This window comes from Spirosoma lacussanchae (genome assembly GCF_005870035.1).
Lineage (GTDB): Bacteria > Bacteroidota > Bacteroidia > Cytophagales > Spirosomataceae > Spirosoma > Spirosoma lacussanchae.
The window spans coordinates 225,630-242,238 of record NZ_SWJG01000004.1; the positions used below are offsets into that span (position 1 = coordinate 225,630).

13 protein-coding genes are annotated in these 16,609 nt (G+C 57.1%); 11 read left to right on the forward strand and 2 right to left on the reverse strand.

The features are described from left to right. The first annotated feature begins 38 nt into the window (after positions 1 to 38). The 11 genes from FBR45_RS16800 to FBR45_RS16850 all read left to right on the forward strand — a co-directional run bounded on the left by FBR45_RS16800 (position 39) and on the right by FBR45_RS16850 (position 14,107). A complete protein-coding gene (locus FBR45_RS16800; RefSeq protein WP_138504392.1) occupies positions 39 to 617 on the forward strand; it encodes an RNA polymerase sigma factor in 579 nt (192 codons plus the stop codon). Beyond that, positions 614 to 985: a hypothetical protein gene (locus FBR45_RS16805; RefSeq protein WP_138504394.1), complete on the forward strand. Its 372-nt coding sequence runs from the start codon at positions 614 to 616 to the stop codon at positions 983 to 985. The genes FBR45_RS16800 and FBR45_RS16805 overlap by 4 nt, the downstream gene beginning before the upstream one ends. After that, entirely contained in the window at positions 978 to 1,499 is a 522-nt protein-coding gene (locus FBR45_RS16810; RefSeq protein ID WP_138504396.1) for a Spy/CpxP family protein refolding chaperone, read from the forward strand. The genes FBR45_RS16805 and FBR45_RS16810 overlap by 8 nt, the downstream gene beginning before the upstream one ends. A 157-nt stretch (positions 1,500 to 1,656) precedes the next feature. After that, positions 1,657 to 2,046 carry a hypothetical protein gene (locus tag FBR45_RS16815; protein ID WP_138504398.1) on the forward strand — a complete coding sequence of 130 codons (390 nt, stop codon included), beginning with the start codon at positions 1,657 to 1,659 and terminating at the stop codon, positions 2,044 to 2,046. A 67-nt stretch (positions 2,047 to 2,113) separates the two neighbouring features. Next, positions 2,114 to 4,993, forward strand: coding sequence for a TonB-dependent receptor (locus FBR45_RS26760; RefSeq protein ID WP_138504400.1), 2,880 nt, complete (start codon positions 2,114 to 2,116; stop codon positions 4,991 to 4,993). A 375-nt stretch (positions 4,994 to 5,368) separates the two neighbouring features. Beyond that, the gene (locus FBR45_RS16825) at positions 5,369 to 6,715 is read left to right on the forward strand and encodes a S41 family peptidase (RefSeq protein WP_138504402.1); all 1,347 of its coding nucleotides are present in this window, start codon (positions 5,369 to 5,371) and stop codon (positions 6,713 to 6,715) included. A 408-nt stretch (positions 6,716 to 7,123) separates the two neighbouring features. Continuing rightward, positions 7,124 to 7,888: a LytR/AlgR family response regulator transcription factor gene (locus tag FBR45_RS16830; RefSeq protein WP_138504404.1), complete on the forward strand. Its 765-nt coding sequence runs from the start codon at positions 7,124 to 7,126 to the stop codon at positions 7,886 to 7,888. Positions 7,889 to 8,013: 125 nt separating this feature from the next. Beyond that, complete coding sequence (locus FBR45_RS16835) at positions 8,014 to 10,830, forward strand: M16 family metallopeptidase (protein ID WP_138504406.1); 2,817 nt, start codon at positions 8,014 to 8,016, stop codon at positions 10,828 to 10,830. A gap of 179 nt (positions 10,831 to 11,009) precedes the next feature. Next, positions 11,010 to 12,440, forward strand: coding sequence for a leucine-rich repeat domain-containing protein (locus FBR45_RS16840; RefSeq protein WP_138504408.1), 1,431 nt, complete (start codon positions 11,010 to 11,012; stop codon positions 12,438 to 12,440). Between the two features lie 119 nt (positions 12,441 to 12,559). Then, the gene (locus FBR45_RS16845; protein WP_138504410.1) at positions 12,560 to 13,483 is read left to right on the forward strand and encodes an EamA family transporter; all 924 of its coding nucleotides are present in this window, start codon (positions 12,560 to 12,562) and stop codon (positions 13,481 to 13,483) included. Positions 13,484 to 13,501: 18 nt separating this feature from the next. Then, on the forward strand, positions 13,502 to 14,107 hold the full coding sequence (locus FBR45_RS16850) for a DJ-1/PfpI family protein (RefSeq protein WP_138504412.1): 606 nt from the start codon (positions 13,502 to 13,504) through the stop codon (positions 14,105 to 14,107). On the opposite strand, the gene FBR45_RS16855 is transcribed toward FBR45_RS16850, so the two are convergent. Both FBR45_RS16855 and FBR45_RS16860 read right to left on the reverse strand, forming a co-directional pair. Continuing rightward, entirely contained in the window at positions 14,104 to 14,895 is a 792-nt protein-coding gene (locus FBR45_RS16855; RefSeq protein WP_138504414.1) for an SDR family NAD(P)-dependent oxidoreductase, read from the reverse strand. The genes FBR45_RS16850 and FBR45_RS16855 overlap by 4 nt on opposite strands. A 7-nt stretch (positions 14,896 to 14,902) precedes the next feature. After that, entirely contained in the window at positions 14,903 to 16,609 is a 1,707-nt protein-coding gene (locus tag FBR45_RS16860) for an IlvD/Edd family dehydratase (protein WP_138504416.1), read from the reverse strand.

Here is a 16,609-nt window from a genome sequence, read left to right on the forward strand (position 1 = left end):
CGTGATTCGGGACCTGAATCAGAAACAACTGTGCGCTAGTGAACGAACAGGCCGATGAGCTACACCGACTCGAACTCCTTCGGAAGGGCGACGAACCTACCTTCCGCTGGCTGGTAGACACCTACCAGACCCGGGTCTTTCGCACGGCCCTGGCTATCGCTCCAACGCCCGAAGAAGCCGAAGATGTAGCCCAGGAGGTGTTTGAAGAAGTGTACCGAACCGTGGGCCAGTTTCGCGGGGAGGCCAGCCTGTCGACCTGGCTTTACCGGCTCACGACGTCGCGGGCGCTGAAGAAAGAGCGGGATCGGAAGCGAAAAAAACGATTCGCGTTTCTGACCAGTCTGTTCGGTCCCGACGAGTCGGCCATCTACGACCCACCCGACTTTCAGACACCCGAAACCAGCCTCGAAGACCGCGAACGGATCAAGGTCATCAACCAGGCCGTGCAGCAGCTGGCCGAGTCGCAGAAAATAGCGTTCACGCTGCATTATCAGGAAGAACTGTCATATCAGGAGATTGCGGCCGTGATGCAGACCTCGGTTTCGGCCGTCGAGTCACTGCTGTTTCGGGCGCGCCAGACCCTCCGGAAACGATTAACCCCTTACAGGAACTCATGAACGATTCAACAAAGAAACCAACCGGGTCAAACGACTGGGAAACCGACTTCCAGCGCTGGGGCAAACGCCCCCTGCCCGAAGCCAGCCCCTTTTTCTATACCCGTCTGCAGGCCCGGCTGGCCCAGTCCGGCGAGTCGGCTGGCTGGTTGCCGTGGTGGCTTCGTCGCCCGGCCTACGCCTACGCGGCCCTGAGTCTGCTGATTATGCTGAATGCTGGCGCGGTGATCCGGTCAAACTGGATCACTGAAAAACCGGCGGGGCCAGACCTGGCCCTGTCTGAACCGAACAGGCCGGACCAGGCCACGGCCGATACCGATCCCATCCTGGACGATTACGACATAGACCCGATTACGATTGCTTATGAATGATCAACGGCGCATCCGTCTACTTACGGGCTTGGTTGTGGTACTGGTGTTGCTCAACATCGGCCTGCTCAGCTGGCTTTGGCTACGGCCTGCCCGCCCCGACTTTCGAGGCAACCGGCTCCGCGAACGCACGTTTCTGGCCGACACCCTGCGGTTTTCGCCCGGGCAGCGGCAACAGCTCACGGCCCTGCAACGCACGTATTTTCAGCAGATGAAACCCCGAGTGCAGACCCTGCGGCAGGCCCGGAGGGCGTATTTCCGGCTAACCGACTCCTCGCTAACCGAGGCACAGCGTCGCGACCGGCTGCTGGCCTTCCATCGACAGGCGACCGACATTGACCTCCTGACCCTGGCCCATTTTGACCGGATTGCGGCTATCTGCACGCCCGATCAGCGGGCGTTGCTCAACCAGCTCATGAGCAAACTACCCGAACGTGCTTTCCGGATGCCCCGCTCTCGCCGAAGCAACCGCGACGGGCGTACCGAAACCCGGCCGCCGTCAGATTCAATTCGCTGAGTCAGTCGCCCTGCCGAGTGTCGGGAGTGCCGGTCGGATCGGACCACGCAAAAAAAAGTTGAGCCGGACCGCAAGTTCAGTTGCGTACCGGGGCCTAAGGGTACGAACGGCATCTGAACGATGACTGAATAGCCAACAACAAATCCAATAAACACCCATGCAAAAAACACTCATTGCCACCGTATTCGTATTCCTGTTCTATTTATCTGACGCCACCGCCCAGCAACGCCGACACAGCCGGGATGGTCAGCAGGCCCGTACGCAACAGGATAGCACGCGGGGTCCCGGCGGCCGGTTCCGCCAGATGGAGCCGGTAACCGCAGCCGAGCTACCCGCCACGGTAGCCCCGTTCGTTAAACAATCCTATCCTAATGCAGCCATGAAGCGCATTGCCAAAAGCAAGGAGGGTAGATTTTATGTTGTACTGGCAGAGACCGACAAACCCCGGCGGCTCCTGATTGTCGATAGCAAAGGCGAGATCGTTGAAAACCGCGAGATGCCGGTTCGTAACGGACGCGGGGCGGGCCGCCGACCCAACCGCTCTTAAGCCTCCTGTTCAGCAGCATATCCACACGGGCGGAGTCGTCTGACTCCGCCCTTTTTCGTTCGACGTTATGAACATCCTCCCCCTGTATCGCACGGCCCGCTTTGGTGGCTGCCTGCTCGTTCTCTGGCTGCTGGCTTCGGTTGCCCACGGCCAGTCGGTCGGCTCGGTCGACGGTTCGGTTACCGACACCAAAGGCGAACCGCTGATCGGCGTAACCGTTCAGCTCGCCAGTCAGCCCGACAGTTCTCTCCGGCGCGGGGTCGTTACCGACCTCTCCGGACGCTTCACCTTCGACAATCTGCCGACCGGTTCGTACCGGCTCCAGGCTTCGTTTGTGGGGTTTACGCCCGCGTTTGAGACCATACGTATCGACTCGGGGCGGGTTCAGCTGCCAACGATCCAGCTACGCGAAACCGCCCGTCAGCTGAACGAAGTGGTGGTAAAAGGCAAGACGGTTTCTGCTGAGCAGAAAGGAGATACCATTCAGTTCAACGCCAATGCCTTCAAGGTAAACCGCGATGCCCAGGCCGAAGACCTGGTGCGCAAACTGCCGGGAGTCGATTTGAGTGGCGGAGGCATCAAAGTACAGGGCGAAGACGTGCGCGAAATCCTCGTAGACGGCAAACCGTTCTTCGGCGACGACCCGGCCATTGCGCTCCGGAACCTGCCCGCCGAGGTCATCGACAAAATTGAAGTGTTTGACCGGCTCAGCGATCAGTCGCAGTTTACGGGAGTCAACGACGGCAATACCCTCAAGACCATCAACATCGTTACCCGGCCCGACCGCCGAAACGGACAGTTTGGTAAAGTGTACGCCGGTCTGGGCACACCCGTGGCGGGTACCGATGCGACCTACGCAGCCGGGGGAAGCGTGAATCTGTTCAAAGGCGACCGGCGCATTTCGATCATCGGGCAAACCAACAACGTGAACCAGCAGAACTTCTCGAGTCAGGATCTGCTGGGCGTGCTGGGCAGCGGAGGTGGTGGAGGTGGTCAGCGGGGCGGAGGTGGACGCGCCGGTGGCGGCAGGGGGGGACGGGGGGGTGGTAATCCCGGCAACGGCGGCAGCACCGACAACTTCCTGGTTGGTCAGCAGAGCGGCATCAATACAACCAACTCACTGGGTATCAACTACAGCGACAACTGGGGTCCTAAACTGACGGTCCGGGGTAGTTACTTTCTGAACCAGAGCCGCAACCGGAATGAGCAGTCGTCGCTGCGGGAATACTACCAGACCACCGGCGACTCGACCCAGACCTACCGGGAGCAGTCGGCCGACAACGGCATGAACCTGAACCACCGGCTCAATTTCCGGCTCGAATATACCTTCGATAAAAAGAACTCCCTGTTGCTGACGCCCCGGCTGAGCTTTCAGACCAATGAGTCGGGCTCAACCACCAACAGCGAAACCCGACTCGGTACCGGGTTGCTCAACCAGTCTGAAAACCTCTTCTCGTCCCGGAACCAGGGCTACTCGTTCAACAACTCCCTGCTGTTCCGCCACCGCTTCGAGAAACGGGGGCGCACCTTCTCGGTGAACCTGGGCACCACCTTCAACGACCGTACGGGCCTTAGCAACCTCTCCTCGCTGAACGATTTTTTCGAGGTCGATACCGTACGGCAGGTGATCAACCAGCAAACCAACACCCGCTCCAACAGCTACCAGCTCTCGGCCGGGCTCAACTACACCGAGCCACTGGGACAGGGCATTTTGCAACTATCCTACAACGCCGGTCTGAACCACAGCAACGCCGACCGGTTTACCTACCGGCTCAACCCCCTGTCGGAACGGTACGATGCCCTCGATTCACTGCTCAGTAACCGTTTCGACAACGACTACCTGACCCAGCGGGCGGGCGTTGGCTACAACCTGAATACCAAAACATGGCGACTTTCGGCCGCGCTGAACCTACAACGGGCCGACCTCATCAGCGACCAGCTCTTTCCGCGGGTGGATCGGGTTACGCGGGCCTTCACCAACCTGCTGCCCACCGTTACGGCCGACTACCGCTTTACCGACGATCTGCGACTGCGCTTCACCTACCGAACCAGTACCCAGGCGCCCAGTATCAATCAGTTGCAAAATGTGCTGAACAACACCAACCCCCTGCTCCAGACCATCGGTAACCCCGATCTCGACCAGAGCTACAGCCACATGCTGATGACGCGCTTCACCAAAACGTCGGTCTCGAAAGCCAACAGCCTTGTGGCGCTGGTGAACCTGAACTACACCCAAAGTCCTATCGGGTCGTCGCTATTCATTGCCGACACGTCGCGGTTTGTGCCGGGGGTTGTTTCGTCAACGGGTCAGGGCGTGTTCCTGCAAAAAGGTACGCAGCTGACCCGCCCCGTCAACACGGAAGACGCGCTGAATCTGAGAACCTTCTTTTCGTTTGGCACCCCGTTGACATTCATGAAAAGCAACCTCAACCTGAATACCTCGCTGAGTTATAACAAGACCCCCAGCCTGATCAATAACGAGGTGAACCGGGCCAACACCTACGCCTTCAGCCAGGGACTCGTACTGAGCAGCAACATCAGCGAAAAAATTGACTTTACCCTCTCCTACTCGTATGGGTACAACAAAGTGGTCAATACGCTGCAACCCCAGCTGAACAACAACTTCACGACCCAGACCGCCGGTGGTAACCTGACCTGGAATCCGTGGAAGGGGTTGGTGGTGCGGTCGGATATCAATTACCAGCAATACGCCGGTTTATCGGGCGGGTTTAACCAGCAGTTTGCACTCTGGAACGCCAGCATTGCCCAGCGGCTGTTCAAAAGTCAGAACGGCGAGCTGAAGCTGTCGGTCTTCGACCTGCTCAACCAGAACAACAGCATCAGCCGGACCTTTTCAGAAACCTACCTGGAGGATAACCGCTCGCTGGTGCTGAACCGGTATTTCATGCTGACGTTCACCTACAACCTCCGCCAGTTTAAATCCTAAGTCGGGGCGAGAAACGATAACAACCCCCTCATAAACAGGCGTATTAGTCTCAACAGCTGGTGAACATAACCGGAGCTATTGAGACCGCTCCCCTCACTCAAAACCGGCTCACTAAACGGTGTATGGACACTCGTATGCACGTGGTCAGACAGGGAACGATCCAGGGCTCAATAGTATATTTGCTTCGTCCTCCCTTAAGCGTTGGTAAATTCGTTTGGCAAGACAAAGTTCGCTCCTCACAGGCGGAAGTTGTTGAACGTTAAATACCTTCAATACAAGTCGGCTTACACTAACAACTTAGGATTCCAAACAGGGGGAGTATTGAATGCCAGAGGAACCTTGCTTGTAACAGAAGCCGGGCAAACACGCCATCCTATGAAGTATTTCTTTACCCTTACTTTTTCACTACTGGTAACCTCCAGCCTATGGGCCCAGAAGATAGCTAAAAGCCAGGCTCTTGAAGATCTTACCTTTCTTGAGCGAATACTGGTCAACGGACACCCCGTCAATTACAACCCGGCTCATCCAAAGGTCACCCTGCTCCCCCTGCTACAAAAGCTGAAGGCCAATCAGCAAGACAGTTTGACTTCTACCCAATTTCAGCGCTTGCTCAGGGAAGCCATCTTCCGCATGGGCTGTGTGCACACCCGCATTAGTAAAGTCCCTACAGAACCAGGCAAAACGAACAAAGTGTTCTTCCCGTCTTCGCTGTGGATCCGAAACGGAATTTTAGTCGATACGCTTAACCGGGCCGTACAGGCAATCAACGGCATTGCCGCCCAACAGCTTGTAGACGAGATCCGCCACCTCTATGCCAGTGACGGGGCCACAACGGCGCTGTCGACCGCCGTCTTCAACAAAAACAGTTCATGGCTGGTATCGCAGTACTTGAACTATCCCGCTCAGTACACGATGCGTCTGGACACGACAACGTTGCTGCTCCAGGCCGTCAGCTCGCCACCAAGCGTACCCCATACGTCTTCTTCCTCTGCCGACCAGGTGCTTTTTCGTAATGAGGATAACGTCTTTTACTTAACCTCAAGCGTTCCTGTGTTGAAACTGACCGAGTTTCGCAAAAACGATCGGGCTCTAATCAAGAAGAGCTTCCGTTATCTGGAACAGACGCCAGCGAAACAGCTTATTCTTGATTTACGGGACAACCTGGGTGGTAATCGCCAGAGTGCCGTAGCGCTTACCCAACACCTACTGAAGGATGTAGCGTTTAGTTACACCATTCTCCAGCCTAAGCCATCCATCTGGCAGTACTTGAACGGCAAAGGCAAACTCTATCTCGCTCTCTCCAAGCTTAAGTACAATGTGGGTCAGTTTTACCGGGGCCAGAAGACGGCGCTGGGCCGAGCGTTTGTGTATCGTTATAGGCCCAGCAAGCATCCCTTCGAGGGGCAGGTGTATGTCTTGACCGATGGTTATACGGCTTCAGCCTCAACCATGGTTACCTCGTGGCTCAAACAACATAGCTCCGCGCGTTTTGTGGGTCAGCAGTCAGGCGGGGGCTACAATGGCAACAACGGGGGCAGTTTCCCAACAGTGACTTTGCCTAACACGAAGTATGAAATTAGTACCCCTGCTTACCGGCTGATCCTGGATGCTGGCTCCAGTCAGGCACAAGGTATTATGCCAGATGTTATCATTGAGCCGGATGGGGCTAAAGACGCTGCGCTGAAGCGAACGATAGAGCTCATTGGCGCAGGCGGAGAGTGAGTGTAGTGGCCTAGCCGACTCGTTCAACATAGCTTATCTAAGGTGCACATATAATGAGCCAAATATGCAAGTACTAACCTAAAACGCTCGTATTCAAACTGGTTGATTATCCGCTCGGCAACAGGTTCAAAGTTGTTGCTTTTGTTCTCAGCCAACCTGATGATTCGTTTCAAATCGAATTCCAGGTAAACTCGTCTCTATCTGTTTAAAAATCGTAACAAGTTTTTCGGGCGTTATCCAGCAGCTATTTTGGTGATTAGTCGCTGGTCGTACAGCGGATAGTTTACGGGTGGATTAGTTACGTACCTGTGCGTCCGCGTGTAACAGGATTTACATTGAATAACGGTCTTAGTCTAAACCGATTAGCTTTGCAGCCAGAATTACGCCCCCGAAGCCGCTCGAAACGGTATGACAATCCTCCTCATTGAAGACGAACCGCTGGTGGCCCGTCAGCTGCTGAAACTGGTTACCCAGGCCGAGCCAGTCGCCCGAATCGATGGCCCCCTTGGCAGCGTAGCCAGCGTGGTAGATTACCTCAGCCAGCACCGGCCCGACCTGATCATTGCCGATATCCAGCTGGCGGATGGTGTCAGTTTCGACGCCTTTCAGCAGGTGAACCTGAGCGTGCCCGTCATCTTTACGACCGCGTATGACGAATACGCCATCCGCGCCTTTAAGCTTAACAGCCTCGATTACCTGCTCAAACCCATCGATCCCGATGAGCTGGCGAACGCCCTGGCCAAATACCATCGCTGGCAACCGACAGGGGCCGATTTTGCGACCCATTTTCAGTCGTTCCTGAGCCAGCTCAACACCCCCGCCCAGCCCACCTTTAAACGCCGGTTCACGGCTCATTACCTGCGGCAGATCATATCGGTGCCCGAAGACCGGGTCGTCTGCTTCACCCGCAACGAACTGATCTACCTCTACACGACAGACGGCCACAAACTGGTGACCGACTACCGCACGCTGGACGAGCTGACGGATCTGGTCGACCCCGCCTGTTTTTTCCGGGCCAACCGGCAGTTTTTGGTGAGCCTGCAGGCCGTGGCTGGCTACCGACCCCACCATACCGGCCGCATCGAAATCATGCTGAAAAAACCGGGCGATCAGCTCGAACTACAAGTCAGTAAAGAGCGGGCTGCCAGCTTCCGCCAATGGTTTGAGGGTTGATTGTCCCTGCGTCCTTACCGTTCATCCACTTTTTAGAAAAACCAGCACAAAACCGTTGACAAGGGTGTAACATCATCGTAACTATACAGATAGTTTTCACACTACCCAACTAACTGGTTTTCTCTATGACTACGTTTACTAAACGGGTTTACCGGGGACTGCTCTCGGCCACCCTGCTGGCCGGTAGCCTGCTGCCCGCATCGGCTCAGGACAAACCGGCCGCCGTAGCTCTGCCTGCCGGGGTCACTAAAGGCGCTTCCGTAGAAGGCATTACCGAGTATACGCTCAAAAACGGCCTCAAGGTACTGCTCTTTCCGGACCCATCGAAGCCAACGATTACGGTAAACATTACTTATCTCGTGGGCTCGCGGCACGAAGGCCTGGGCGAAACCGGTATGGCTCACCTGCTGGAACATATGGTCTTCAAGGGATCGACCAAACACCCCAACATTCCGCAGGAACTGACGGCCCACGGCGCCCGCCCCAACGGCACCACCTGGCTCGACCGAACCAACTACTTCGAAACGTTTTCGGCTACCGACGAGAACCTGAAGTGGGCGCTGGATCTCGAAAGCGATCGGATGGTCAACTCGTTCATCAAGAAAGAAGACCTGGCTACCGAGTTTTCCGTGGTACGCAACGAGTTTGAAATGGGCGAAAACTCCCCGCAAAACGTGCTGAACGAACGGGTAGTCTCCTCAGCCTACCTCTGGCACACCTACGGTAACTCGACCATCGGTAACCGCTCTGATATTGAAAAAGTACCCATCGAGAACCTACAGGCTTTTTACAAGAAGTTTTACCAGCCCGATAACGCCGTGCTGGTCGTAGCCGGGAAGATCGATGAAGGCAAGACCCTGGCGCTGGTCAACGAGTATTTTGGCCCTATTCCGCGCCCAACCCGGGTGCTACAGCCCACCTACAGCATCGAACCAGTACAGGACGGCGAACGGTCGGTAACCCTCCGGCGGGTAGGCGACACCAAAGTTGTGTCGGCGCTCTACCACATCATGCCCGGCTCGCACCCCGACTACCCGGCCATGGACGTGCTGACCGAACTGTTGACCAACGAACCATCGGGCCGGCTGTACAAAGCCCTCATCGAAACCAAAAAAGCGTCGCAGCAGTACGGGTATTCGTTTACGACCAAAGACCCTGGCTACGTATATTTCGCCGTCGAGATGCTGAAGGAGAAGTCGATCGAAGACGCCCAGGCCGCTCTGCTCAACACCCTCGATTCGGTAACGATCAAAGCGCCCACCAAAGAAGAGGTGGAGCGTGCTAAAGCCAAACTCCTGAAAGACGTTGAACTAAGCTTCAAAAGCGCCGAACGCGTAGGGCTGGCCATGAGTGAATACATCGCTACCGGCGACTGGCGGCTGGGCTTTCTCTACCGCGACGCCCTCGAGAAAGTGACGCCTGCCGACGTACAGCGGGTGGCCAAGTTCTATTTCAAACCATCTAATCGCACCATTGGCCTGTTTATTCCGGAACCCAATCCGGATCGGGTCGAGGTACCCAGCGCGCCGGATATTGCGGCCATGGTCAAGGATTATAAAGGCCGGGCACTGGTGGCTCAGGGCGAGGCTTTCGACCCCTCTCCGACCAACATCGACGGGCGTACGCGCCGGTCCGAGCAGCCCAACACGATCGAGCTGGCCCTGCTGCCCAAGTCGACCCGTGGCAATGAAGTGAACGCCCGGCTCACGCTGCGCTACGGCGACCAGAAAAGCCTGGCCAATAAAGGCACGATTTCGGCCCTGACGGCCTCCATGCTCGACAAAGGCACAACCACCCGCAGCCGTCAGCAGATCAAAGACGAACTCGACAAACTGAAGGCTCAGGTGAATGTGTTCGGGGGCGGCAACCAGGTTAACGTGGTCATCAAGACCACTAAAGAAAACCTGCCCGCCGTGGTGAAGCTCGTTAGTGATGTGCTCAAGAATCCGGTCTTCGATGCCAACGAGTTCGAGAAGCTCAAGCAGGAGCAGCTGGCCGGTATCGAGTCGCAGCGGTCCGAACCCCAGGCGCTGGCTTTCACCGCTTTTCAGCGGCAGATGAGCCCCTACGCCAAAGATGACGTTCGCTACACGATGACACCCGACGAAGAGGTAGCCGCTATCAACGCCACCAAACTCGATGATCTGAAGCAGTTTCACAAAGACTTCTACGGAGCTCAGAACGCCACCATGGCTGTTGTTGGCGACTTCGACGAGGCTGCGGTGAAGAAGATGGTCAACAGTGAACTGGGAACCTGGAAAGCGAAGAAACCCTTCAGCCGACTGGTATCGCCTTTTTACGACATCAAGCCAACGCCCCAGACCATCGAAGCCCCCGACAAGGCAAACGCCCTGATGGTGGCCGGGGTGAACATCCCGCTGCGCGACGACGATCCCGACTATCCAGCGCTGGTGCTGGGCAACTACATCCTGGGTGGGGGTTTTCTGAACTCCCGGCTGGCCGTTCGCATTCGGCAGAAAGAAGGAATCAGCTACGGCGTTGGTTCGCAGCTGCAGGCCAACCCGCTCGATAAAACCGGCATGTTTATGACCTACGCCATCTACAACCCGGAAAACGCCGAACGACTCGAGAAGGCTTTCCGCGAAGAGCTGGACAAGGTGGTTAAAGACGGCTTTACCGCCGACGAGATTCAGGCGGCCCGGTCGGGTCTGCTCCAGTCGCGGGTGGTGTCGCGGGCGCAGGACCCATCGCTGGTGGGCACGCTCAACAATTACCTGTACCTCAATCGCACCATGGCCTGGGATGCCGATTTCGAAAAGAAAATGGAATCCCTGACGCCTGAGCAGGTGAATGCAGCCATGAAAAAGCACATCGACCCGGCTAAAATATCCATTATCAAAGCCGGTGATTTTGCCAAAGCAGCCAAAAAGATTGCTGAGCAACAGCCAGCATCGTCGGTAGGCAGCGGCAAGAAAAACTAGCCGATAGCTTAGCTTTTACAACCCCAGCCCCCCGCTGGTTTCAGCAGTCAGCGGAGGTTCAGTGAAGACCGGATTCCTGACCAGAAACGCGAATACAAAGTAGATGGTGTGGAATCTGGTCTCTTTTTACATCTAACAAACTAAAAATATCGTTATGTACCTAAACTTTCCGTTGTTCCATGAAAGCCGTTTCGCTGATTGCTTTATTCTGCTGGCTGTCGCTGACCGGTCAGGCGCAAACCCGGGTTGTTTTGCTCCGCGACACCACCCGGCTGGGTCTACCCTTATTTGAGCTGACGATGAAATACCCGGCCGCCCTGGCCCGAAAACCCGGCGAGAAGGGCTTATTTGCGCAGCAACCCAAACGGTTCATCGACTCGCTTTCCCGGGCAACGAGACAACTGTTTCAGTTTGCAGAAACCCATAAAAAGCGCTTACCCGTGCCGGGCATCCTACTGCAAACCCGCGAGTTCATTAATCCCGACGGCACCTATGCCTGGGTGTTCTGTTCATTTCCGGCTCCGGAGCTGACCGCCCGGCAGGAAGAACAGATTCTTGACGTTCTCTATGAGTATTACGGTAAAAATCGATTTCCACTCCGGACATTGACCGGGTTTCGCTGGGAGAGCGTACTGCAGGTAGGACACGTACCGGACAGGCGCACGGTTCGCCGGGGGGCGGGCATCATCAGTACACTCGAAGCCGCCGGGCAGACAACCCGCCCCGACACCGTAACTATGCTGGCGTTCAATCAGCTCAACCTGAAAACGATTCCGGCGGTGGTGTACCGCTTCCCGAAACTGAAGGAGCTGGATCTGTCGAGAAATAGCCTGACCGCTCTGCCCGCCCGCCTGATGGCCGACATTCCCAGCCTGCAGCAGTTGAGTGTACTGTACAATGCCATTCCGGACGATAGTGTGTTCATAACGCCCAATAAACACCTGATTTCGCTCAACCTGCAGGGGAACAAGCTGACGCGTATACCAGCCTCCGTGCGCCAGAATAAACGACTTGAAAGCCTCTGGATGGGCAACAACCAGCTGGCCAGCCTGGACGTGCGGCTGCTGAAAAGCCTGCGCCGGCTCAACGACCTGAACCTGTACAACGCCGGCCTGACTCAGCTACCCAAACAGATTCGCCGGCTGAAACACATCCGGGTACTGGATCTGTACTACAATAAGTTAACCCAAATCCCTCGCCAGATCAGCCGGATGAAGCGACTCGAACAGCTCGCGCTATCACATAACGACCTGACCGAACTGCCGGCATCGCTGGCCCGACTCCGACGACTGCAGGTGGTGTTTGCGCATCATAACCGCATCAGCCAGCTCCCGGCCGACTTTGCCCGGCTGGGCAGGCTACGCGTTCTGGACCTGAGTTACAACTGGATAACGGTGGCTCCGCTGGTGCTGGCAGCGCTTCCCGCACTGGAAGAGCTCGACCTCAGTAACAATAACTTACAGGAATTCCCGACAGTGCTTACGCAGATCAGATCGCTCAGGAAAGTGTATTTAAGCAGCAACCCGATGTTTGGGACGGAAGCGATGAAAAGCCCGTATGCGGGGCAGATCCGGGAGCTGCAGGCCAAGAACAAGGAAGTTTTCTACTAAGCCCCATTTATACCTTATCATGATTTTATAAAACAGAATGAAGAATTCGTGAATAATTGAGTCGGCAGGGATAAAAAAAACGGGCGCTGGCTGTTACACCTGCAGTAAGCCGCCCCATTATGCAAGTTTCTACAACGCCAGTACCTGCTGCCTCGAATCGAACTACCCTCTGGATTGCGCTCGTTACCGTTTACATCCTTTGGGGGTCGACCTACCTCTTTGTTCATTTCATGACGGAGCGCATGCCCCCGCTCTACATGGCCGGTATGCGGTTTGTAGCAGCAGGCACCTTGCTCTATGGCTACGCCCGACTGTCAGGTGCGCCCCGCCCTACCCTGTCGAACTGGCGGGCCACCGGTCTGTTGGGACTTCTCTTTCTGACCGTGGCCAACGGCGCCATCGGAACGGCGCTTCATTACCTGCCAACGGGCCTGACCGCGCTGCTGGTAGCCACGTTACCCGTCTTTGTGCTGGTTCTGAACTGGTTGTTTTATGCACGGGCACGGCCTACCAGGCAGGCGCTGGCGGGGTCGGCGCTGGGTCTGCTGGGGGTGGTCATCCTGTTTCAGCCGGGCAAACTGGTTATTCCCGGAGGCTCTGACGGGCTGCTGATCGGGCTGTGTATGACCATGATTGCCAACACCGGCTGGGCGTTCGGTACCCTGCTTACCCCGCGGGTCAACATGCCGGCCTCGTCGGCCCTGTCCAGCGGCATGCAGATGCTCACGGGCGGAACGGTACTGATCCTGGCAGCCCTGGTCGTTGAACCGATATCGTTGCTGAGCATTCTCGACGCCCCGCCCAAGGCCCTCTATTCGCTGGGATACCTGATCGTATTTGGGTCGATTGTCGGCTTTTCGACCTTTTCCTGGCTCGCGCGCAACGCTCCGCCCACGCTGGCCTCTACCTACGCCTATGTGAACCCCATTGTGGCCATGTTGCTCGGCGCAGCTTTTGCCGGGGAAGCGATCTCCTCGCAGTCGCTGATGGGGGCGGCCGTTATTGTGGCCGGTGTCGTTCTGATTACGCTTGGGAAAAAATAACTGGTCAACACGCCCACTATGCGTCAGGTAGCTATCCTTCTTTTTGATGAAGTCGAGGTGCTCGACTTTGCGGGTCCCTTTGAAGTCTTCGGTGTCGCCGACCGCAAAGCCGACCCAAAATCATTTCAGGTATTCACCGTGGCGGAGCGTGGTCCCGTGTACGCCCGCAACGGCCTGTCCATTAACCCGTCGTATCTGCTCAATGACCACCCCAAACCCGACCTGCTGATCATTCCGGGCGGGGGTGGCTATCAAAGCGACGGTACGCCCTATGGTACCCGGCGGGAAGTCGATAACCCGGCGGTTGTGAACTGGATACGGCGGCAGGCTGCCAGGGCCGAGCTGGTCCTTTCGGTCTGTACGGGCTCCCTACTCCTCGCCAAAGCGGGTCTGCTCGACGGCCTTTCCGCGACGACGCACTACCTGGCACTGGATAGTCTGTCGGAGCTATCTCCCACGACCACGGTACAACCCGTCGACCGCTGGGTCGATACGGGCCGTGTTGTTACATCGGCAGGCATCTCGGCGGGCATCGACATGTCGCTGTACGTAGTGAGCCGACTACTGGGCAAAGAGGTCGCCGACGAAACCGCCCGGTATATGCAGTACGACCACTGGGTCTAAACCGGCGGGATACCGACGCTCGTCCAGCCACCATCGACCACCAGACTCTGGCCCGTAATATGGCGCGACATCGGCGAAACCAGAAACAAAGCCGCCTGCGCAATATCCTCGACCGTAGCCGGGCGCCCCATGGGGGTAATCCGTGACCAGATCGGGACATAGGTCGGATCATCGAGGGTCCGTTCGGTCAGGGTAGCGCCAGGGGCAATCGCATTGACCGTAATGCCCAGGGGCGACAGGTCAATGACGAGTTGTCGGGCCAGCATTTCGAGGCCGGCCTTGGTCATGCTGTACACCGGCAGGCCCGGGTGGCCCAGATGCCCAACCACCGACGACATGAACAGGATACTGCCCCCCGGGCCCCGAACGCCGTCGGGCTGCCGACGCATCTGGCTGGCAGCCGCCTGCGCCAGAAAAAAACTCCCCCGCAGGTTCAGGTTTACGATCGTCTGAAAGGCGTCGGGCGTGGTGGTAAAAATGTCGCCAAAAACGGTGATGCCAGCGTTGGCAATGGCGATATCGAGCCGCCCAAACGTAGCCACGGCCGTTTCGACCAGTTGATTGATGAAACCAACCTCCGATGCGTCGCCCGCACAGGCTATACACCGTCCGACCCAGGCCTGACCCCGGCCGGTTTCGGTCAGCGTATCGGCGGCCTGCCGGGCTAATTCCTCATTATAGTCGTTCAGCACCACGTTGGCCCCCTGGCTAACCAGCGCCCGGGCAATGGCAAAACCGATGCCCGTACCGGCACCAGTAATTACGGCGGTTTGTTCAGAAAAAAGCATAGATACTTTAATGCGAATCGCGACGAACCTCGCTACCCGAACCGCCCCGTAAAAAGTCAAAATCGGCCCCTTCGTGCGCCTGGGTCACATGGCGGATGTAGAGGTTCACATAACCCCGGTCGTAGCCAAGATTGATGGGTTTGAAGTGAACCAGCCGGGCCGCCAGTTCCTGGTCCGAGACGTGCAGGTGCAGGCTTCGGTTGGGCACATCGAGCGTGATCAGATCGCCGTTCTGAACCAGTGCCAGATTACCTCCCACAGCCGCTTCTGGCGAGACGTGCAGCACCACCGTACCGAAGCCCGTTCCGCTCATGCGTCCGTCCGAAATCCGGACCATGTCGTGTACGCCCAAAGCCAGAATTTTTGCCGGCAGCTGCATATTACCCACTTCGGGCATACCCGGATACCCGCGGGGCCCCACGTTTTTCAGTACCAGCACACTGTCGGGATCTACGTCCAGGTCGGGGTCGTCGATCCGGGCTTTGTAATCGTCGATATCTTCGAAAACCACGGCCCGGCCCGTATGCTGCATCAGGTGGGGCGAGGCCGCCGAGGGCTTCAGCACTGCGCCATTGGGGCAGAGGTTACCGCGCAGGACGGCTACACCCGATTCGGGTTTAAAGGGCTGGTCAATGGTGGCGATAACGGCCGGGTCGTAACACTGCGCATCGGCACAGTTCTCCCCGATGGTATGGCCGTTTACCGTGATAGCGTCGGTATGCAGGTACTGACGGAGTTCATGCATCACTGCGGGCAGACCACCCGCATAGAACAGATCCTCGACAAAGTGCTCGCCCGAGGGCTGCAGGTTGGTCAGCAGCGGAATTTTGGCCGACAGCCGGTCAAAGTCATCGACCGTCAGGTCGACCCCTACCCGGCCGGCAATGGCCAGCAAATGCAGAATAAAATTGGTCGATCCGCCCAGGGCTGCATTGACAACAATGGCATTCTCGAACGCCTGACGCGTCAGGATATCAGATGGTTTGATGTTCTCGCGGGCCAGTTCTACCGCCCGTACACCGGTCATATGAGCCAGCACCTTCCGGCGCGAATCCGCGGCCGGGATCGTGGCATTGTCGGGCAGGGCCAATCCCAGCGACTCGACCATGGCGGCCATCGTGCTGGCGGTGCCCATAACGGCACAGTGGCCCTGGCTGCGGGCCATGCTGGCCTCAGCCGCGATGAAGTCGTTCTGGCTCATCTCCCCCATTTTGTAGGCTTCGGCAAACCGCCAGAGGTCGCTGGTACCAATCTTCTGCCCCCGGAACCGCCCGGCCAGCATCGGCCCGCCCGATACGACCAGGGTTGGAATATCGACCGAACAGGCTCCCATTACCAGCGACGGTGTTGTTTTGTCGCAGCCGCACATCAGAATAACCGCATCGAGCGAGTTGCCCCGGATGCTTTCTTCCACGTCCATGCTGGCCAGGTTACGGAACAGCATAGCGGTGGGTTTGATCTGGCACTCACCCAGCGACATCACCGGAAACTCGAGCGGAAACCCGCCGGCCTCCCATACACCCCGTTTGATGGCCTCGGCCAGCTCCCGGAAATGGGCGTTGCAGGGCGTCAGTTCAGACCAGGTGTTACAGATCCCGATAACGGGTTTGCCCTCAAATTCGTGGTGCGGAAAACCCTGGTTTTTCATCCAGGCCCGATATATAAAGCCGTCTTTACCGGTACGGCCAAACCAGTCTTGCGAACGAAGCGGCAT

Bases quoted from the DNA above. Each gene is read 5' to 3' on its own strand.
- FBR45_RS16805 (WP_138504394.1), top strand. From the start codon at position 614: ATGAACGATTCAACAAAGAAACCAACCGGGTCAAACGACTGGGAAACC.
- FBR45_RS16810 (WP_138504396.1), top strand. From the start codon at position 978: ATGAATGATCAACGGCGCATCCGTCTACTTACGGGCTTGGTTGTGGTA.
- FBR45_RS16815 (WP_138504398.1), top strand. From the start codon at position 1,657: ATGCAAAAAACACTCATTGCCACCGTATTCGTATTCCTGTTCTATTTA.
- FBR45_RS26760 (WP_138504400.1), top strand. From the start codon at position 2,114: ATGAACATCCTCCCCCTGTATCGCACGGCCCGCTTTGGTGGCTGCCTG.
- FBR45_RS16825 (WP_138504402.1), top strand. From the start codon at position 5,369: ATGAAGTATTTCTTTACCCTTACTTTTTCACTACTGGTAACCTCCAGC.
- FBR45_RS16830 (WP_138504404.1), top strand. From the start codon at position 7,124: ATGACAATCCTCCTCATTGAAGACGAACCGCTGGTGGCCCGTCAGCTG.
- FBR45_RS16835 (WP_138504406.1), top strand. From the start codon at position 8,014: ATGACTACGTTTACTAAACGGGTTTACCGGGGACTGCTCTCGGCCACC.
- FBR45_RS16840 (WP_138504408.1), top strand. From the start codon at position 11,010: ATGAAAGCCGTTTCGCTGATTGCTTTATTCTGCTGGCTGTCGCTGACC.
- FBR45_RS16845 (WP_138504410.1), top strand. From the start codon at position 12,560: ATGCAAGTTTCTACAACGCCAGTACCTGCTGCCTCGAATCGAACTACC.
- FBR45_RS16850 (WP_138504412.1), top strand. From the start codon at position 13,502: ATGCGTCAGGTAGCTATCCTTCTTTTTGATGAAGTCGAGGTGCTCGAC.
- FBR45_RS16855 (WP_138504414.1), bottom strand. From the start codon at position 14,895: ATGCTTTTTTCTGAACAAACCGCCGTAATTACTGGTGCCGGTACGGGC.
- FBR45_RS16860 (WP_138504416.1), bottom strand. From the start codon at position 16,609: ATGCCGCTTCGTTCGCAAGACTGGTTTGGCCGTACCGGTAAAGACGGC.